The sequence below is a fragment of the Oligoflexus sp. genome (assembly GCF_035712445.1).
GTDB lineage: Bacteria > Bdellovibrionota_B > Oligoflexia > Oligoflexales > Oligoflexaceae > Oligoflexus.
Genome location: NZ_DASTAT010000026.1, coordinates 87,489 through 107,001 on the forward strand (window position 1 = coordinate 87,489; position 19,513 = coordinate 107,001).

Sequence of the window (19,513 nt, forward strand, 5' to 3'; positions counted from 1 at the left end):
CCACGTTCGGGTGCGACGCAGGCGCAAAAGCCCGCAAACCGCATTCTTGAAATAAGTTCCTCTGCCCTTATGGGATGCAAGTTCCGTGGAACCACCGCGGCCAAGGCCATGGACGGGCTTAAAACCCGAAAAACAGGGCATAAAATGGGGATTTCGTCGTCCTACGCTCGCGCTGGGACGCTGTATAGGAAATCAGTCTTTTGGAAATTTTTGAGGGGAAGGCCGTGAAAACACGGGCGAAAGCCTCCGATACACTGTCACGGCTCTGTCATTTCTGGCGATTTCCGGCGGACTTTTCCGGCAAAAGGTGAAGATCGCAAGGGAAAATGCATACTCCCGCCTGGGGCAGGAGTATGCTCGTTCAGCTATTCATCCGATGGAATCGGATTAAAAAGCCTCGACTCAAATCGGAAAAGATCAGGCTGGGTATCCTGGGAGCGTGGCTGCCCTCCTGCAGGATGAATGGCTTCCACCTGGCCTTCGGGGATATCCTCGACCTGGCCCTGATTTGCGTCTTGCGCGACGACCGGCATGGCAAGCATCAGAAGGCCGATCCCAATTATTTTTTTTGACATAGCAGGACCCTCCGTAATAGCCCTTCAAAACGATTGCAAAATTCGGACCCTGGGAAAGCCCTGCAAAAAAAATCCAACCCGTGCGTACTGAAGGCAGCGGGACTTTTCGATTTCAGTCTTATCACTTGGGAAGGGGACGATCATGCGCAGCCCACTCAGCTTTATTCTGTTGGTTCTCATTGTATTGACTTCACGCGCTCAGGCCTCGGCTTATGATGATTTGATTCTGAGCCATAAACCTCGCCTCTACCTCACGCTGGGATCTTTGACCAGAACCACCTTCGAGCCCGACCTGTCCGGCAATGGGCATCGCGCCTTGCGTTTTCCCCAGAATTGGACCCCGGACGCGCGTCTGCCCAACGGTGATCGCGCTACGGTATTCGATGGGCGTTCGCAGTATTTGGAAGTGGCGAGCCATGCTCATCTTTCGGTGCCGACGACAGGGAGTTTGACTTTGGAAACGTGGATACGTCCGGACACGCTTCAGTTTCCTGCCTCGCAGGATGGCTACGTTCACTTTGCTGGTAAGGGCGAGCCCGGTGCGCAGGAGTATGTTTTCCGCATGTATAACAGGGCGAGCGATCGACCTAGCCGCATCTCCGCCTATGCCTTCAATCCCGATGGCGGCCTTGGTTCAGGTTCCTATTTCCAGGACAGCGTGACCGTAGGGGAATGGATTCATGTGGCGGCCGTGATCAACACGCAGTCATCGGCCGCCTATCCTGATGGCTATGTGAAGATCTATAAAAACGGCCAGCTGCGTGACACGGATTCCCTCCGCGACTATTCCATTGAACCTGTCGCCGGAAACGCGCCGCTGCGCATCGGCACCCGGGATCTGAATTCATTTTTCCAGGGCGCTATCGCGAAATTCGCGGTCTATGGTTATGAACTGAGTGCGGCAGCGCTCGCGCAGCATGTGAAAGCGATGCGATCCAAACCCCGCCCCCCGATCGGTCGGGTGGATGGCCTGGATGAAGTGTTTCAACCGCAGTAAAAGGCTCAGGATGCTTGCAAGAGAGGGCCTGGTCTATTGTCCTGATCGAAGATCGCGACATAAACATGCCGGGCCTCGCTATCATCACGGACTTTAAGACGGATGGACTCAAGTTCCAGTCGGTGAAACTTCCTTTGCAGCTCAGGTGAGCAGCATTCCAGAGTGCGCGCCTGCACGCAGATGATATCCCCATCAGGGATGGGATTCTGCAGGCGGTATTGCTTTCGAAACTCCTCATAGCGCCGGGCCATCAAAAGAGGCTGGCCATAGACATCATAAACCTTGATGCCGACTCTTGTATAAAACGAATGAACCAGTCCCGAGGCGATGCCTATCGAGCAGTAGGCCTCTTTTATGCCCAGTTCCTTGCGCACGGCATCGGTGATGCTCTGGCATTGAAGGGCGACCTGGATGGCCGTTTCATAGGCGGACAGCGGCCCTGGCTGCGGAAAGGGAAAGCCGACGATGGAAATGAAGCCGTCGCCCATTTCCTTCAGCTTAAAGGCTGTGACCTGCAGCGGCATGCGCCGGTAGCCCTTGGAAAACACATCATGGCAGCGCTCCATGATGAGCTGAATGAATGTATTCAGCTCCTCCTGTGGAATTCGCGAGGAATTCTGGATGTCATAGCAAATGACCGTGGCCTCACCCGAACCGACCGGCATTGTTTCTTCCAGAGTAAAGCCCACCTTCATGAGATCGAGCTGATGGGGAAAGACCAGTTTCTGCAGCTGGCTGTAGGCATGCATCAAAGATGAGCTGCCCGTCTCCGTGTGGTAGTAGTAGAACTGAAAGACCTGATTCTTAAGATAGTCGGTAGCCAGGCTGAAGGCGACGCCGAAGATGATTTCCATCTTGAAAATCACCAGGATCTGGGGCTCCACCAGATAAAGGCAAATGACTTCAAAGAAAATGAAGGCCATGGTTTTGAGCATAACCGCCCGCAGGTTGCCGCTGATGGTGATGACGCTCGTCGTCAGAAGTATGATGGCCATCGAGCCGTTGCTTGAAAGTTGAGGCAGGGCTCCCTTTTTCACCACGTTCCAAAGTATGAAGTCAAAGCCGAGGAAGATGCCGAGGATGATGCCGTTGGCCCAAAGGATGGCTCGGGACTTTATTGAATAGCCGAGTTCAAAGATAATCTTGAACAAACCCAGCAGCACAAGGACGGGCGCATAGGCAAGGCCCGCGATCCAGCCATATTTCAGACCGTTCAAGACGGAAAACACGATCAAGGCCAGGGCCACGATCACAGCCACAGGCGACAGCAGAATACGATCCGCGACAAACGCATTCAGATACTGTCGAAAACCCTCCTGGTTACGGCGACAGAAGAACTCCACGGCGGCGCTGCTGCTGATTTTCTCCAAAGTACAGATCTCCTGGATTGATCATCGGTACGAAAAGCGCAAATCTTGACGCCTTATCATAATTGGGCTGTATTACCCATTCTGCCGCCCCGAATTTTTCCCGCCAACACAGCCAAAGAGCAGCGGAAATCCACCGCCTTTCGCTTCTTACCAAATCACGCCGATAAGCTTCCCAATTCAATTGCCTTTTCATCAGAGGATTCCGCCCTTCCTCTGCATTTTCGGGAGCAACACCATGAGCCGCCTTCAATTTCGCACACTCTCCGAAGTCGCCGACATTGATGCTTTCCTGGAACAGTTCAAACATTATGTGAATGTGAAGCTCCCCGAAAGCTACGCGAGAAACGGCAGTGTGGTGGGCGCCTACAATGGACAGGAGCTGATTGGCGGTTACATGCTAATCACGCACGGGCCTTTCCGTGCTTTTGCCTTCGTGCCCGATGAGGTGAAAGATGGCCTGGATATCATCAAGAACGCGTCAGGCTCAGACTTTGTCGAAGTGAATGGCTTTTGGGTCAAGGAAAGTTACCGCGGCAGCGCGAAGTCCGCCGAGATTTGGCTGGAGATTCGCAGAAATGTTTTGGCCAGCAAGGCCTCGCATCTTTTATTGTTCTACAACTCGAAAGCCAAGGGCCTGGCCCAGATGTATCAGGACTTCATGAAACCTGCGACCATCTATCAGGGGCCTCCCGCGGTCCAGCAAGGAGCGGCGACGGCGCATGCCGAGATCACGGTCGGTATGGTCTCGCGCCTGAACATGCGCATGGCCCTTTATCGCGGTCTGGGCAGCGTTATCGCCCGCAAAATACTCGGGTATGTAACGCCATCCCAGCCCTATGCCCCCTCACGCCGGCCCTGACACGAGCGTCTGCGGCCAAGGCAGCTACACAGATTTTGATAGCCGCTACACAGGCTGACTGGAATCATTCTCCGCAGTCCTGCTATCCTCTCCACTGGAATTTCAGGCGGGAGGATTCTCATGAAAAAGTCGACGCTTCCAAACTTTATTCCTCAAATGCTGGGCTTTTTATTTTTGCTGAGTCTATTCGTTGGCGTTCTGCTCTCTTTGAAAAACCCGGAGTTCCAACCTTTTGAGCCTGATCATGTCCAGGCTCAGCTGCCTCAAAAATCCAAGGCGCATCCGATGACCTTGGCTCCTGAACCCGAGCGCCCCCTCGTGTCACACCCTGCATCAGCGCCAGGCAAAGCTGATGAACTTTATCAAAAGGCCGTGATCGCGGCACGGGGCCATGCGGATGATGAGACCGCTCGTCGTCTGCTTCAGGAGGCCCTGCGCGAGAACCCGAACCATATTCAAGCCGCCGACGAGCTTTATGCGAGCTATGAAGCGCGGAAGGATTGGGAAGGGGCTCTGGCCACCTTCCAAAAACTGGAAAGTGAAAACAACGCGGGAACCTCGGCGGGACTTGACTATGGTCTGGGCCGAATCTATTTGGAGCTGGGTCACCCGGATCAGGCGCGGGTCCGCCTGGAGGAGGCCCTTGACTCGGATGCCGATAACCCACTCATCCGCGAGCAGCTGGCCCTGGCCTATAATAGTATGGGCGAAAGGGAATGGGCCCGCCGGGAATGGCAGCGCCTGGCTCAGGATGAGTCCGCTGGCCGTGCGTCCTTGAATGCTAAAATCAAGCTGGCGGAAGATCTTTTTGCGGAAGGGCGCTGGGCCGAGGCGGAAGTTTATGCGAAGGACGTTTTAAAGCAGGATCCCAACAATCGTTTAGGGACCCTGCTGTCTCAGCACTAGGATTTATTTGATCTCGCAGATGTTATTATACGCGGGGTCGGACTTCGCGCATCTGCGGCCGTTGGCACAATCAAAGTCGATACCGTAGCGGGTGCTTCCGCAGTAAGGGTAACCGCTCACGCCCAAAGTGGTGCTGGTTGAACCAGGGGTGGCCGGCTTGGAATTGGCCGTGATTTCACAGGCGTTCTTGTACTCGCTATCCGATTTACCGCATTTCTTGCCGTTGCAATCGTATTCGATTCCATAGTAGACCGCGCCGCAGAATGGATAACCGCTTGTTCCATTCTGAGTCGCGTTGCCCATGGCGGCTTTGGATGTCGGCGTGATTTCGCAGGTATTCAGATACCCGGGATCGGACTTGCCGCATTTTTTGCCATTGCAGTCAAACTCGATGCCATAGAAAAGATCGCCACAGAATGGAAAGCCGCTGGAACCCAGCGTGCCGGCGTTCGGGGCCTGCTTTTTCGCGTCATCCAGCTGCTTCTGGGTGGCTGCCTGCTTTTCGCTCAAGGTTTTCAGCTGGGTATCCAAATCATCGCGTTTCTTCTTCAGCTCGGCGAGTTCGGCCTCCAAAGACTTCTTCTGCTCAGCGGAAAGTTCCTGACTCGACTTCAGCTGGGCCGAGATCTCATTGATCTTCCGCTCCAAACTGCTGATCTGATCTTTATTGGCCTGAGCTTCCTGGTTCAGACGACTCAGTTCAGTCCGACTTTGACTCAAAAGCCGATCGACATCAGCGGACGACTGCATGCCCGCACCCTGCGTGAGTATGGGAACGCCGGTATTGCCACTCTGCTGCTTGCAGGCATAAAAACTTCCCAGCATAATCAAAGTGAGAGCCCAAATCCTCGAATTCATATATCCGTCTCCTGGTTCGAAAGTGCCTCGATAGAGAGCTATCTAGCAATTCATATGCCAAGGAAAGAATTTATTTTCTTAAAAAACACAATTGAATCAGATACTTGTGACACCGAATATGCGAAGCTGCCGGCGATTGATCAGAGAATATGCTCCGCTGTAGCAGCTTTGGACAGCATTTCATATAATGAGGCATCCCCAGAAGGAGATCCGGAATGAAGTGGAGAACTCTCACGGTGCCCCTGCTCGTCCTCTGCTCCTGGACCGAGCTCAAGGCTGCGACTGTGCTCGCCAGCTATGGAGCCTTCGACCAGGACTCCAATCGACAGAACTTCTATACGCTCGAAGCCTCCTCGGCGAAGAAAAGCTTCGAGGATTTCGAACTCACCAGCGTGAATCATATTGATAAGGAAACCATCAACGATTCCATCGAAGTGATCTCCCGGGGCCTCGGATTTGATTTCGAACCGCTGCGGATCAATGTGGATGTCGGCTATTTCTTCTCGCTCGATAAATATGCGCGCGATGAGATTGACTACGCTATATCCCGTTCCATTGCCGGTGCCGGGCTGAGCCTCGATCTGTCCTTTCTGGAGCTGCGGGCCTTTTCGCGCTCCTATATCCCTTATGCATCCGCGAAAACCCGGATCGATTCGTTCGACCTGACCTTCAATCCCTATCCCTATCAGCAAAGCCAGGGTGGAATAAGCCTGCGCATGGGGGCTCTGGAGATTCAGGGTGATGTGGGGCGCTTCGATCGACTGCAAGGGCGCTACGATATCATCGGTGACAATTTCATGCTGACGCTACCGGCTGTCAGTTACGGGAAGGCGGCCATCATTTTGCGAGGCAACAAGCATACTGTCCTGCGTGCCGAGCTTCATAAGATTCTGGATGATCACGACCGGCGTGACGACTTCCACAAGTTGATCGGCACGGCCATGCACCGCGACGCCTATGATGGAGGTTCCCTTGGCATCGGCATCTCATTCTAAAACCGTCCTGTTCGCCCTTTCGCTTCTTGGCCTGGCAGGCTGTTCCAACGAAGAGGATAAAAACGATAGCGTGATAGCCGTCGAGGCCAAGGTCTTTGACATCACAATTCAGAGCGGTCTGCCGGATGCCTATGATTACAGCGCCTCCTCGGCCCTGGTGGGCAAGGCCAGTGATGGAAGCGAGACGCGCATGCTTCTTTCGATTCCGGATATCCTTTCCCTTTTTCGGGAGGAGGTCGTCCTGAGTTCGATCGCTCACATTGAAATTCAGATGGTGGCTACGGATGTCACGGTCAATCCAGATAACATCCGCCTTGGTTTCATGAGCGAGAAAGTCACGCCCTATGCAACCTGGAATTCAAGGTTCTCGCTGACCTCGGGCCAGGAATGGAGGGAGCCGGGTGGGGACCTGATGGATCTGGCGTCCATAGCGCCTGACATCGAAAAGGTGGCAGAGGGTGTCTCTCATAAGAAGCTGATCTTCAATGTCACCGATTCCATCATTGCGGCCATAGATGCCGGAACCAAGATCCAAGGCTTCATGCTGCAGGTGCTGCCAAGCGACGACAACGCGGACAATGCCAGCCGCATCTTCACTTCGAACTATTCCAGTGCCTATGCACCCAAAGCCATCCTCACCTTCAACAATGAGGACATCCTGGTACCATGAATAAAACAGCCCTGGTCTTCTCCTCGCTTCTTCTTTGCGCCTGCACGGGTGAAAAAACTCCCGGCAAGTCGCCCTATTTTAAAGATGACGATATCCTCACCATCAGCGGTCAATTTCTGGATAAGGACCAGGATGGTCTGGCCGCGACAAAGATCGCGCTGCGAAACCTTCGCGTCTTTGCCTACGTGAATCCCAGCCAGACCTATTTCAAGGAAACCCTGAACTGGTTCATCGCCCTAGCCTTTCCCATGTTTCCGACCTATGACACCAAGGCTGTCAAGATCAAGCCCAACTACTTCCTGAAAGACGCCGTCACGGCTCGCGATGGCAGCTTTCGCTTTCAGATTCGGGCCGATCAGACCCTCAGGGATGCGGAAGGCGGCATTAATATCGCCTTGATCAATGACGGGGATGGGACGGCGTCCTCGTACGCGAAATATAATTTCGTGATAAAGCAGCAGGAAACCACGCTGGATCCCATCGCCCTATGCGATCTGGGTGAAACGGTTCAGGAAACGGGCAGCAGCCTCGACTGGAGCTGGCCGCTGCCATCCTATGCCCTGGATCACTATGAAGTGCGTATCGCCGATGCCCAGGATAATTCCCTGCTTTGGGCCACACGCGTTGAATCCGGTTCCCCACAGCTGACCCTGCCGAAGAGCATCTTTCAGGCGGCGAGCATCCGCTACGCTATCGAGGTCTTCTATCACTTTGAAGACGAACTCCATGCCTCGTGCCTGACCCCAAGCCGCACGATTTCCATTGCCAATCCCATGACCAATCTTGCTTCTGGCAAGAAAGCCAGCGCCGAAGGCATCGACTTCACAGTCACCTCGCTCACCAATGGCCGTTTCAATGACGTCAGCTATTTTTCCGCTTATGATACCCGCTCCCTCACCATCGATCTGGAGGAAGACACGCTGGTGACGAGCATCAATCTTCACAACCTTCAATTCACCAGTGATACCGCTCCCCATCAGCTCATCTTCGAAGGTTCGACGAAGGCGGCACCCAACACCTTTGTTTCCATCGGTCTGGATGACGAGACGCCGCTGCGCTTTGGCAACTATCAGCTGCCTGTGCCTGGAAACTATGCCCGACTGAGAATTTCCGCGAGCAATGTGTTCTCGCTCCTGCAGGAAGTCAGCGTTCAGTAGCGGGCCTGAGGAGCAGGGAAGGAATGGCTTCCCTCAGGGCCTCGTTCACATCCTCGACCAGATGGCAGCGGATTTCAGCACGCGTACTGGCAGGCAGCTCATCCAGATCGCGCTCGTTGGCCTTCGGCAGGATCACCTCCCGAATGCCGGCGCGATGTGCAGCCAGTATCTTGTCCTTGATCCCTCCGACCGGCAGCACCAATCCGCTTAACGTAATCTCGCCTGTCATCGCAATATCCTTGCGTGCTGGCCTTTCTGTATAAAGGGAAGCCAGAGCCACCGCCACCGCAAGTCCGGCCGACGGCCCGTCCTTGGGCGTGGCCCCGGCAGGGATATGAATGTGAAGACCCGCCTGGGTATGCCGCGCAGGATCGGACTCCAGCTCATCAGCGCGTGACCAGATATAGCTGATCGCCGTGTGAACTGATTCCCGCATGACCTCACCCAGGTGACCTGTCATACGAAGATCGTCTTTTTTTTGCGGCAGACGACAGGCCTCGATATAAATAAGATCCCCGCCGGCCTCCGTCCATGCAAGGCCTGTGGCCACGCCGTACGACCACTTTTCACGGATATGCTCCAAAAATATAAGGCGCGGGCCGAGGTAGGGATAAAGGAGCGAAGGCTCCAAAGCCACAGGCTCTGTTTCACCTTGGGCCACGCGCACCGCTACCTTGCGGGCGATTTGTGCCAGCCGCCGTTCCAATTCCCGAACACCGGCTTCACGCGTGTAATCATGAATAATGCTCCGCATGCTTTCATCGGGAACGAGAAGCTGTCCGTCCTGAAGGCCCGTGTCCCGAATGCGGCGCGGCAGAAGATAACGCTGCGCGATCTGAATTTTTTCTTCGAGCGTATAACCGGAAAGCCTTAGGACCTCCATGCGATCCAGCAGAGGCTTTGGTATGGGATCCGTGCTGTTGGCTGTCGCGATGAAAAAGACCCGCGAAAGATCAAAAGGCAGGTCCAAATAATTATCATGAAAGGCATGGTTTTGAGCCGGGTCAAGAACTTCCATGAGAGCCGCCGCGGGATCACCGGAAAAATCCGTCCGCATTTTATCGACCTCATCGAGCATCAGCAGGGGATTATTGGTACCGGCGCGGCGAATCGCTTCGATGATTCGACCGGGCATGGCCCCGATATAGGTGCGGCGATGACCACGCAGCTCGGCCTCATCATGCATGCCTCCCAGGCTCATCCGTTCAAATTTCCGTTCCAGAGCGCGGGCAATCGAGACGCCGAGCGAGGTCTTGCCGACCCCAGGCGGGCCCACGAAGCAAAGGATGGGTGCCCTGGCCTTGGGGTTCAGCTTCAGAACAGCGAGCTGCTCCAGAATTCTTTCCTTGATATCCTTCAGTCCGAAATGATCATCATCCAGGATCTTCTGGGCCCTTTGCAGATCAAAGTTATCCGGCGTGCTCTCGGTCCAGGGCAGATCGGCAATCAGTTCAAGGTGCGAGCGGACGATCTGATACTCCGACGCGTTATCGGTCAGTCGACTGAGTCGTTTGACCTGCTTGTCCACTTCGACCTGAACGTCCGGGGGAAAGCTCTTCGCTTCCAGGCGTTCGGTGAGATCCCGCAGTTCCTCGCGGGCCGTCGCCTCATCGCCCAGCTCCTTGCGAATCTCACTCAGCTGACGACGCAAGAGATACTCTTTTTCCTCTTTGCCCAGCTCCACGGAAACTTCGCCGGCGATTTTCTCGCGGAGTTTCTGCACCTTGAATTCATAGGACACATAAGCATGCGCAAGACGGCAAAGTTCCCGCTTGCTGGAGGCTTCCAGAAGCGCCTGCTGCTTATCCATCTCCAGATTCAAAAGGATTGCGATCAGATAGATCTGGGTCACAGGGCTGGAAATGCGATGCACAAGTTCGGCGATCGGCTGACCCGTCTCGGAAACGACATAAAGGTTCATCTGCTCGATGAGCTTCATCGTTTCCCGCATAAGGGCGGTCACCTCGGGATCATCATCACGCTGAAAATCCAGGGCTTTGACCCGCGCCTCGAAGTAGTGTCCATGGTCGATGAGCTTTTCAACGCCCACACGCTGAATGCCGTTCAAAATGATATTCATGCGGCCGTGCTCACGCTGCAGGCGACTGATGACAGCCTGCGTGCCGATCCGCGCGAGGTCGTGGCCACCGAAGGACAGTCCCGATCGGTTGACGTTTTGGAGCGTGAGCGCGATCAGGTTACGATCCGGACGTTCCAAGGCCTGCTCAGCGGCCGCGATCATGCGTTCGTCATCAATGCTCAGAGGCAAAAAGGTGCCGGGAAAAAGCACGCTGTCCACAACCGGCATCACGGGAAACTGCATGGCGGAGGACGAAGGCTGGTCATGCACCTGGGTGGCAGCCATCCGAACCTCCCTTACCGCCTGGGTTCAACTCTGTCCTTTGGAGCGCTCGAGCGGTACGAAAAAGAAAGAGCCCTCGCGCTCGACGCGCAGCAGCACACGATCCTGATTTTTGGTGAGATCAAGGAATTCCTTGGGCTTGCTGATCGCCTGGTTATTAACGGCGAGGATGACATCACCCGCATGCAAACCAGCCTGGTCACCGGCTGATCCTGGCTGCACGGACTGAATGATCAGGCCTGTGCGACTCGCGAGCCCATACTGCCTTGCAAGGCCTTCGTTCATCGGCAAAAGACTCAGACCAAAGACATTATCCAATCGAGGAACCGGCTGAGTCGGAGTGTTCGGGCTTCCCGCTGGTGCCGCCTCATCAGGATAGGTTCCCAGCTGAACCTCCACGTCCCGACTCGAGCCGTTACGAAGGAGAGTGACTTTGATCTTCGAGCCCGGCAGCATCAATCCCACAGTATTCATAAGATCCGCTGCCGTGCGAATAACTGTTTCATTGACACGCGTGATAATATCTCCCACCTGAATGTCCGCAGCGCGCGCGGGACTATTATCCGCGACATGAGCGACCAAAGCTCCTTCTGTGCCGACCGGAACTTTCATCGCATCCAAAAGCCCAGGATCCAAAGGCTGGAGCTGCACACCGAGGTAACCACGCTCCACTTTTCCCGACTTGATCAGCTCATCCGCGATGCGTCGGGCCAGGTTGGAAGGAACGGCGAAGCCGATGCCGTTATAGGCACCGGAGTTCGAGAAGATCGCGGTATTCACGCCAACCACCTGGCCGGCGATGTTCACCAAAGGACCACCGCTATTGCCAGGATTGATCGCTGCATCCGTTTGAATGAAGTCACCCAGCTCGGTGATATTGAGATTGCCACGGCCGATGGCGGAAATCACTCCGAAGGAAACGCTGGCTTCCAAACCAAAAGGCGCGCCGAGCGCCACGACGAAGTCCCCGACCTTGGCCTGCGACGAATCAGCAAAGGCGAGGGCCGCAAGGTTTTCCTTGGCCAGATCAGGCGCATTGATCTTCACAAGGGCGATATCCGTACGCGCATCACGTCCCAGGACCTTGGCCGGATATTTGCGACCGTTTGGAAGTTTGACATTGATTTCATCGGCACTCTCGACCACATGATTGCTGGTCATGATCAAACCCTGCTCCAGATTGATCACAAAACCCGAGCCCAGCCCTTCCTGCTTCATCGGCGGCGCTTCCTGCGGCGTTCGCGGACGACGCCCGGCATTGGGGCCAAACAGAAATTCGAACAGGTCGACCGCTTCAAAGGGAGTGCCGCGGACCGTGCGCGCGGTCGAGATCAGGACCACGCCCTGGTTGACCTTGCTGGCCACAGTGGATACGCCGCGTGATAGTGTTTCAAGTGCATTGAGCGAGGCCGTTTCAGGGGAAATCGCCGGGGCCGGAACCGCGGCTGGCGGCGGGTTGGCAGCCGGCTGGGATTCGGGCACACGATTGCAGGATCCGAGCAAAAGCAGCAAAAAACCATTCAGCAGCGCGAGGCGTAAAGTTAACAGCATGGTGAGCCCTCCCGCTGTTTACTTTATGCCTCCTCCATAAAAAGTCCAGCCAGTGAAAAACCTTACATATTCTTCAGTGCGCGGACTTTGTCGTCAGATCATACTGAAAACCGAAGGACAGAATGCGTCCTCCCATGTTCTGATTACCGTAAATTTTCCGTCCGACGGCCAGATCGGTCATTTTAAGTTCCCACTCGACCTGAGGCAGAAGACGACTCTTCAGTTGCGTTCCGATCTCCCAGGCCGACGACAGTCCATACTTTGTCGTGCCGGCATAGGTTCTATCGGTCAGATCACTGGCCGATTCCACATCCAGTGACACCATTCCCACCCCGGCGCCGAAGAAGGGTTCGATACCAAGAAATTCCTCACTGCCATCGAAAAAGGTCTTCCGAAAACCTGTGTGCAGAGCCATGAGGCGCACATCGCTTTCGAGATTCGCAATCCGGCTCTTGAACTGATGATGCACCAGAGAGGAAGACCAGCTGAGCCCGCTATCACGCGGCACGCCTACCCGCAGGATGTAGCTGGGATTGTCGCTCTGATAAACGCTGTTCACAACGCCATCGAAAGGTTCATACTGCCCGACCGCAAGGCCGAATTCATAGGCCAGAGCGTGATTCGTGAATCCGCTCAGCACGAGGAGCAGAAGGTGTTGAAAGTTGAATCGTAAAGTCATCGCGTACCTTTCCCATATGATCGATCGTTCGCACCTGCAAAGCCGGCTTAAGATAGGAAACCTGAACATAATGATAGAAGGCGGCATCCAGCCCCGCATCGGCATGCAGGGGCGAGCCTGCGCCTCCGCTTACGACGTAGAAGATGCCGTCCTTTTCGATGCGCGCATAGCTGTGCTCATGACCGGCGAACACGGCTGCGACCTTATACTTTTTAAAGAGTTCATGAAGCTCGTCGGTCGGCTGCAGAGGCTTGTCTTTATGATGATGCTGAGGGAAAGGCGGACGATGCACGAAGACGATGCGAAAAGGGGCGTTTTGCGCCGACTCGGAACTCAGCTGCGTTTCCAACCAGGCCATCTGAGTCGGGCCGATCACGCCGGGACGCACTTCGAGATCCTCTGAATTCAGGATAATGCAGAAGCAGTCGCCGATCTTTTCCACTTCATACCCGGGCGTATCGAGCTGAGGGAAGGTCGCCATGAAAAGGTCGTAGCTCCGCGCGTCCTCGACATCGTGATTGCCGATGACAGGATAAAAGCGCTGGTTTTCAAAATACGTTTCCGTGAGCGAGACAAAGGACGGCCACTGCTCCGAACTTTTCGGAGTGGAAATCATGTCGCCGAGATGAATCGCAGCCAGAGGCCGCCCCACCATCACGGAGCGATTCTGCAGCACGGAATAGATATCATTCCCGTCCCGGCTGTCCCCGAAGATGCTGAAGTAGTATGCAGCGCCGTCGGGCAGTTGATCCGGGGTCGACCTTTGCGATGTGCCGCAGGTGGCCAGGAGCAGGAGGCTGCATACATTAAGAAATTTCTGAAAATAGCGCATACCGCCTCCTTTGGCAGAGCGGATGGGAAGAGTGCTGAATCCTGAGGTAAGAAAATTTTACTGGGTGAGAGGGTCACTCGGCAATCTGGAAATACCGGATCCACGGTTGTCCTGCTGCACGGCTTCCTATAAGCTCAGCTGCGACGCACGATCTCAGTCCAGAAGGGGACCTTTATGGAATGGAAACAAAGCACAGTAACCATTGAATCAAGCGGCGGAAAGAGCATCCTGATCACCGATCAAATCATCGCCGCGTGCCCGGATCTTCGGACGATTCAGGTGGGTATCCTTCACCTTTTTTTGCGTCACACCTCGGCATCATTAACCATCAATGAGAATGCCGATGCGGATGTCCGGCGTGATCTTGATATGGCGCTCCATCATATTGTGCCCGATCGTTTGAATTTCCGCCACACGATGGAAGGTCGCGATGATATGCCGGCGCACGTGAAATCGTCCTTGATGGGCGTGAGTTTGCAAATTCCGGTGAGCGAGGGACGCTTGATGCTGGGAACCTGGCAGGGCATTTATCTCTGTGAGCATCGGAGTCTGGGCCATAGTCGTGAAATCGTATGCACGCTCTATGGCCAGACCTGACTGTTATTTGAAGGCGAGGACATCAAAGTTCACGTTCACCGCGGGCGTTCCGTTATTGTTCCCCGCATAGGAGCGGCAGCCGCCCGGCATGTGCGTCCCGGCTTTGCCCGGAATCTGCGCATTCACGATCAGACAGATATAAAGGTTCGGACCGACGGTGGCCCCGGTGTCATCCGTTCCGGCCACGATGGAACCGTTGGGAATTGCCGTCGTCGTCGTGCTCGCTGCGCCGCGCGCCCAGCGGACGAGGTCGGTCGGGTTGCCTTTATTCGCCATAAGGAGTTCATAGTTGATACTGCGATACACGGTCCCGCCATACTCATAAAAGCAGTTGCCGGCTTTCAAATCGTTGTTGGCCGTGATCATGGCGCCAGGCTGCAGACCACGACTCTGGCCCGTGGCAGGATCGGTGTGGCGCGAGCGGCAGATATAGCGTTTGTTATTCGCACGAGCTTCCAAGGCCACCTGCGTGGGTTGGATCAGATTGTTCTGCACCCAAAGGAGTTCCTGTTTGCTCAGCGTCATGCTCTTGGTCAAAGGCAAGGAAAAGCGCCGGGCATTGTTATAGGCCACGAACGTATAGACCCAGCTTTCTTCATTCTTGACCGTCTTATCAATGAATTCGGCCATGGGTCCTGCGACCATGATGGTGCCGTTACCCAAAGGCTGGTTCGCAGCGTATTCCTTGCCGTCCTCGGGCATCGTCGTCAGCACATCGCGACTGCGAATGACGAGCCAGTTGCCGCTCGGAGCTTTGGGTGTGATCTTGATTTCATTGTTGCCTTCGACCATATCAATCTGATCGCTGATGCTCGGAAACTCCGGAGCCCAGACCCAGCTGGCGAGCGTGGCATAAGTCTGTTCTTCGCCGCTCGCGGACTTGCCGATCACACAGAGTGCGACGATAGCAGGGCTCTCGCGACGACTGGCCAGATCGATTTTAATGGGCGACGCTGCCGGCATATAGGCCGAAAATCCAGCTGATATCTGACAGTCCGTGGCCGACTCCACGATCTTCCACTTGTACTCCGCGACACCTGTCACGCTGATATCAAACTGCGAGTTCGGGCTTTTGGCATCGGGATATCCCGAAAGTTTAGCCTGAACAGGGCCTGTGGGTTGCGGTGCTTCCGCTGGCTTCATCACGGCGCCTTCACCTGGCGTAGCCGCTCCGGCCGGAGCCTGGAACGTGGCCGGAGTTTTTTTGGGACCTTGCTGAAGGTCCTTACAGGAACTCCCTAAGAGGAGGCCTCCTATGACCAAAAGAATTTGCATGTACCATCCCATTTTCGTCTCCTGAGTTCGCGTATTTTCCCTACTAGTGCAAGACGAAGGCCACGTTCCGAGCCAGGGATAAGGTCCTGACAGAGCTGCGAAAAAAAACGGCACCATGCAAACGGACTAACGAAAAATCCGTGGGACTGCAAAAATTCTGGTCAAAAATGTAAGAATTCACGAACGAGGACGCGGCTGAAAAACAGCCTGGAAAACCCCTTCGGATCCAGCTTTTTCCTGCAGATTCCAAGGCCCGAGCCACGGGTTTTCGCGCACCAGGTTTTCGATATGAGCACGCAGGGCATCAGGCTCGCCGCTGAGTTCCACGACGCAGCTTGCGTCCTGACAGCTGATATCCTGCACCTGAATCCCTTGCGTCCGACTGGAAAAAAGAGCCGCGATCTGATCACGAGGGGACTCTGCCTCCACGCGAACCGTGGTCCGGGTTGTGCTCTTGCCGAGCGGATTCATGTTCACGATGAGAGGCTTTTTTCCACTTTCGCTGAGCATGGTCCAGGCGGCGCCGATAGCCAGCACAGCCGCAAGGGGAAGAACGGATTTTTTATTCATGCAGAGTCATCCTCATTCTGGTCCTCAAGCCCTTATACTGCAATCGGGTGGGACTTCTGAGTCTTTTCCCACATTCAAAATTATTCAATGCTCAGGCCCATGGACGAGGCGGCTTTGCCTTCGTTCTTTTTCATTTGACACTCGCACCCCGTGCGATAGCATGCATCGTCTTCCCAGAAACAAGCGAGGCCTTCAGGATGAGTCAGGGTGCGGCTTTTGATTTTGTCATAATCGGTTCCGGGTTTGGCGGCAGCGTTTCGGCCCTGCGTTTGGCCGAGAAGGGTTATACGGTCAAAGTCCTGGAGCAGGGACGAAGATTCGAGGCCCGTGATTTTCCGCGAACAAATTGGAATCTGAAACGCTGGCTCTGGATGCCTTTCGTGAACTTCCTGGGCCCATTCAAGATGTCTTTTTTCAAGAATATCACCGTCTATTCCGGAGTGGGTGTCGGCGGCGGCTCTTTGGTTTACGCCAATACTTTGCCCGTTCCCAAGGATGGATTCTTCCGCGCGTCCTCATGGTCTCACCTGGCGAATTGGAAGCAGGAACTTTTGCCTTATTATGACACGGCCAAGCGCATGCTGGGTGTAGCTACCAATAAGCATTTTACGCTGACCGATAAAGTCATGGAGGAGATCGCGGAGGAAATTCATTGCCGCGATCAATTCCAGGCCACGGATGTTGCCGTCTATTTTGGTCAGCCGGGGAAAACTGTCGATGATCCCTATTTTAATGGCGAAGGACCGCGGCGCACAGGCTGCACCTTCTGCGGCGCGTGCATGACTGGCTGTCGCGTCGGAGCCAAGAACACGCTGGATAAGAATTATCTTTACCTGGCGGAAAAACGCGGCGCTTCCATTCAGGCGGATTCCAGGGTCACGGCCGTGCGACCTTTGCCAGACGGAGGTTACGAGCTGACTGTCAAGCGACGCAAAGGCTGGATGCGCGCCTCCAAGGAAAAGATTCGAGCGAAGCAGGTCGTGTTCAGCGGCGGTGTGCTGGGCACGGTCGAACTCCTTTTGAAAATGCGTCAGGATCCCAAAGGCCTGCCCAAACTCTCGCCCACGCTGGGCCAGTTCGTGCGGACGAACAACGAATCCATCATTGGCGTTTGGACGGCCAACCCCCAATATAATTTTTCCAAAGGCATTGCGATCAGCTCGATCATCCACACCGATGAGCACTCGCATATCGAGCCGGTTCGCTACGGCAGTGGATCCGGATTCTTTCGCCTGCTCCTGGCGCCGCATGCTCCAGGACCGAATGTTTGGAGCCGAAGCCTCGCCATGTCGAGCGCCTTTGCCGTGGAGCCGCTGCGCTGGCTGAAGGTCCTTTTGCAGCCTGATTTCAGCAAGCATTCGCAGATCCTTCTTTACATGCGCAGTCTCGATGGAACCCTGAGTTTCGTCATGAAGCGGCGGCCCTGGTTCGGCCTGAAACGCACCATGGGCTCGACGTTGGGAGCGGATGGGCGCAAGCCGGTCGCCTTTATGGAAGAGGCCACGCAGCTGGCCCGTCTTTTCGCAAAAAGAGTCGATGGGCTTTTGGCCAATGTCTTTACCGAGTCTGTTTTCGGTATCGCATCGACCGCGCATATTCTAGGCGGCTGCTGCATGGGGCAGGATGCCAGCGAAGGCGTCATTGATCATCAGCACCGGGTCTTTGGTTACGATGGGCTCTATGTGATCGATGGAGCTGCTGTCTCGGCCAATCCTGGCGTGAATCCTTCGCTGACGATCACGGCGCTTGCGGAAAGGGCCATGAGTTTCATACCGCCGAAAAGACAAGAGCTGATGCTCGATCATCAGCCATGAAATAGCCATTTTTATTGGGGTGCAGAACATGACCAAGACCTTACCCAAAGTTGCCATCATCGGTGCCGGTTCCAGCGGGATGATCGCCTGTCGCGAGCTTAAGGTGCGCGGCATTCCCTTTGACTGCTTTGAAAAGGGCAGTAAAGCCGGAGGCAACTGGATCTTTAAAAACGACAACGGGATGTCGGCCGCGTATCGGTCCCTGCACATCAACACTTCAAGGCAGCAGATGGAATTTCAGTGCTATCCCATGCCGCAGCACTTCCCGACCTTTCCGCATCATTCGCAGATCGCGGAATACTTCGATGGCTTTCTGAATCATTTTCGCCTGAAGGAAGACATCACCTTCAACACCGAAGTGAAGAAAGCCGAGCCCCTGGCCGATGGCAGATGGCAGCTGACGCTGTCGAACGGCAAGCAGCCGACCTATGACGCCGTGATCGTAGCCAACGGCCACCACTGGGATCCCAGGTGGCCAGAGCCGGCATTTCCAGGCGAATTCAAGGGCCTCGTGATGCATTCGCACGCTTATATGGATCCCACCGATCCGCATAACCTTATTGACAAGAACGTGCTGGTCGTCGGCATGGGGAACTCGGCCATGGACATTGCCTGTGAACTCGGCAATCGCGGAGTGGCGCGCAATGTCTTCCTATCGGTGCGCTCGGGTGCCCATATCATGCCGAAGTTTTTCGGCAGCAAGCCCTCGGATGGATTTTTACGGCATCCTGGTGCGACGCCGCGTTGGTGGGAGCACCTCGTTCCCTATCGCTTTTTTGAAAAGTTGGCGTTTCCCGTCATCGGCTGGAAAATAAAAAACGCCGTGGGCAAGCCTGAAGCCTATGGTCTGCCGAAGCCGAAACACCCCTTCGGTATGCAGCATCCGACGATATCGAGCGAGATTCACATTCGCCTTGGCAGTGGTGATGTGAAACCGAAGCCGAATATCAAAGAGCTGCAGGGTGATCGGATTCAGTTCGTCGATGGTTCGGTGGAGCCTATTGATGCCATCATCTATGCGACCGGCTATAAGATCAGTTTTCCCTTCTTTGAAAAAAACGTTCTGCCCTACGAGAACAACGATCTTCCACTGTTCAAGCGCATGATCAGCCCACGCTATGATAATCTTCTGTTCCTGGGCCTTGTGCAGCCGCTCTGCTCGATCATGCCGATCGCCGAGCTGCAGTCGTCCTTCATGGGCGACTATCTGCTCGGGAAATATCGTTTGCCGGACAAGGAGACGATGAAGAAGGTGATGCTGGACGAGCATGAGATGATGAAGTCGCGCTATACGAAGTCGGAGCGCCACACGATTCAGATCAACTGTCTGGAATATACCTACGACCTGCGGAAGGAAATCAAGGCTGGCGAGAAGCGGGCCCGGCGCTTTGCGGAAAAACCTCAGGCGCTGCCCTCCACCTTCCCTACTACTGTCAGGGCTTGACC

18 protein-coding genes are annotated in these 19,513 nt (G+C 54.9%); 9 read left to right on the forward strand and 9 right to left on the reverse strand.

The window, feature by feature from the left end:
• Nucleotides 1-365: 365 nt before the first annotated feature.
• A complete protein-coding gene (locus VFO10_RS05535; RefSeq protein ID WP_325137885.1) occupies nt 366-575 on the reverse strand; it encodes a hypothetical protein in 210 nt (69 codons plus the stop codon).
• A gap of 142 nt (nt 576-717) precedes the next feature.
• Here VFO10_RS05535 and VFO10_RS05540 point away from each other — a divergent pair, with 142 nt between their 5' ends.
• Entirely contained in the window at nt 718-1,572 is an 855-nt protein-coding gene (locus tag VFO10_RS05540) for a LamG domain-containing protein (RefSeq protein WP_325137887.1), read from the forward strand.
• Nucleotides 1,573-1,577: 5 nt separating this feature from the next.
• Here VFO10_RS05540 and VFO10_RS05545 read toward each other — a convergent pair whose 3' ends face one another.
• Complete coding sequence (locus VFO10_RS05545) at nt 1,578-2,942, reverse strand: hypothetical protein (protein ID WP_325137889.1); 1,365 nt, start codon at nt 2,940-2,942, stop codon at nt 1,578-1,580.
• 235 nt (nt 2,943-3,177) lie between these two features.
• Between VFO10_RS05545 and VFO10_RS05550 the strand changes: the two genes are divergently transcribed.
• On the forward strand, nt 3,178-3,801 hold the full coding sequence (locus VFO10_RS05550) for a hypothetical protein (protein WP_325137891.1): 624 nt from the start codon (nt 3,178-3,180) through the stop codon (nt 3,799-3,801).
• A 120-nt stretch (nt 3,802-3,921) separates the two neighbouring features.
• Nucleotides 3,922-4,707 (forward strand): tetratricopeptide repeat protein, encoded by a 786-nt coding sequence (locus VFO10_RS05555; protein ID WP_325137893.1) that lies wholly within the window; start codon nt 3,922-3,924, stop codon nt 4,705-4,707.
• A gap of 3 nt (nt 4,708-4,710) precedes the next feature.
• On the opposite strand, the gene VFO10_RS05560 is transcribed toward VFO10_RS05555, so the two are convergent.
• On the reverse strand, nt 4,711-5,565 hold the full coding sequence (locus tag VFO10_RS05560; protein ID WP_325137895.1) for a hypothetical protein: 855 nt from the start codon (nt 5,563-5,565) through the stop codon (nt 4,711-4,713).
• Nucleotides 5,566-5,780: 215 nt separating this feature from the next.
• On the opposite strand from VFO10_RS05560, the gene VFO10_RS05565 reads away from it, so the two are divergent.
• From VFO10_RS05565 to VFO10_RS05575, 3 genes are read left to right on the forward strand one after another with little or no spacing between them, the layout of a single operon-like run.
• Nucleotides 5,781-6,560: a hypothetical protein gene (locus VFO10_RS05565; RefSeq protein WP_325137897.1), complete on the forward strand. Its 780-nt coding sequence runs from the start codon at nt 5,781-5,783 to the stop codon at nt 6,558-6,560.
• A complete protein-coding gene (locus tag VFO10_RS05570; RefSeq protein WP_325137899.1) occupies nt 6,538-7,230 on the forward strand; it encodes a hypothetical protein in 693 nt (230 codons plus the stop codon). Before VFO10_RS05565 ends, VFO10_RS05570 begins: the two co-directional genes overlap by 23 nt.
• Nucleotides 7,227-8,387, forward strand: a complete 1,161-nt coding sequence (locus VFO10_RS05575; protein WP_325137901.1) for a hypothetical protein — start codon at nt 7,227-7,229, stop codon at nt 8,385-8,387. The genes VFO10_RS05570 and VFO10_RS05575 overlap by 4 nt, the downstream gene beginning before the upstream one ends.
• Here the strand turns inward: VFO10_RS05575 and lon are convergent.
• The 4 genes from lon to VFO10_RS05595 form a co-directional block, all read right to left on the reverse strand.
• Nucleotides 8,374-10,752: an endopeptidase La gene (gene lon, locus VFO10_RS05580; RefSeq protein ID WP_325137903.1), complete on the reverse strand. Its 2,379-nt coding sequence runs from the start codon at nt 10,750-10,752 to the stop codon at nt 8,374-8,376. The genes VFO10_RS05575 and lon overlap by 14 nt on opposite strands.
• 24 nt (nt 10,753-10,776) lie before the next feature.
• Nucleotides 10,777-12,300 carry a Do family serine endopeptidase gene (locus VFO10_RS05585; protein ID WP_325137905.1) on the reverse strand — a complete coding sequence of 508 codons (1,524 nt, stop codon included), beginning with the start codon at nt 12,298-12,300 and terminating at the stop codon, nt 10,777-10,779.
• A gap of 73 nt (nt 12,301-12,373) precedes the next feature.
• The gene (locus VFO10_RS05590) at nt 12,374-12,979 is read right to left on the reverse strand and encodes a hypothetical protein (RefSeq protein ID WP_325137907.1); all 606 of its coding nucleotides are present in this window, start codon (nt 12,977-12,979) and stop codon (nt 12,374-12,376) included.
• On the reverse strand, nt 12,903-13,811 hold the full coding sequence (locus VFO10_RS05595) for a metallophosphoesterase family protein (RefSeq protein ID WP_325137909.1): 909 nt from the start codon (nt 13,809-13,811) through the stop codon (nt 12,903-12,905). Before VFO10_RS05595 ends, VFO10_RS05590 begins: the two co-directional genes overlap by 77 nt.
• Nucleotides 13,812-13,985: 174 nt before the next feature.
• On the opposite strand from VFO10_RS05595, the gene VFO10_RS05600 reads away from it, so the two are divergent.
• Complete coding sequence (locus tag VFO10_RS05600) at nt 13,986-14,408, forward strand: secondary thiamine-phosphate synthase enzyme YjbQ (protein ID WP_325137911.1); 423 nt, start codon at nt 13,986-13,988, stop codon at nt 14,406-14,408.
• Nucleotides 14,409-14,411: 3 nt separating this feature from the next.
• Here VFO10_RS05600 and VFO10_RS05605 read toward each other — a convergent pair whose 3' ends face one another.
• Together VFO10_RS05605 and VFO10_RS05610 are read right to left on the reverse strand one after the other, a co-directional pair.
• On the reverse strand, nt 14,412-15,683 hold the full coding sequence (locus VFO10_RS05605; RefSeq protein ID WP_325137914.1) for a DM9 repeat-containing protein: 1,272 nt from the start codon (nt 15,681-15,683) through the stop codon (nt 14,412-14,414).
• 177 nt (nt 15,684-15,860) lie between these two features.
• On the reverse strand, nt 15,861-16,253 hold the full coding sequence (locus tag VFO10_RS05610; protein ID WP_325137916.1) for a hypothetical protein: 393 nt from the start codon (nt 16,251-16,253) through the stop codon (nt 15,861-15,863).
• Between the two features lie 197 nt (nt 16,254-16,450).
• On the opposite strand from VFO10_RS05610, the gene VFO10_RS05615 reads away from it, so the two are divergent.
• Nucleotides 16,451-18,067: a GMC family oxidoreductase gene (locus VFO10_RS05615; protein ID WP_325137918.1), complete on the forward strand. Its 1,617-nt coding sequence runs from the start codon at nt 16,451-16,453 to the stop codon at nt 18,065-18,067.
• Nucleotides 18,068-18,095: 28 nt separating this feature from the next.
• A complete protein-coding gene (locus VFO10_RS05620) occupies nt 18,096-19,511 on the forward strand; it encodes a flavin-containing monooxygenase (protein ID WP_325137920.1) in 1,416 nt (471 codons plus the stop codon).
• Nucleotides 19,512-19,513 lie beyond the last annotated feature (2 nt).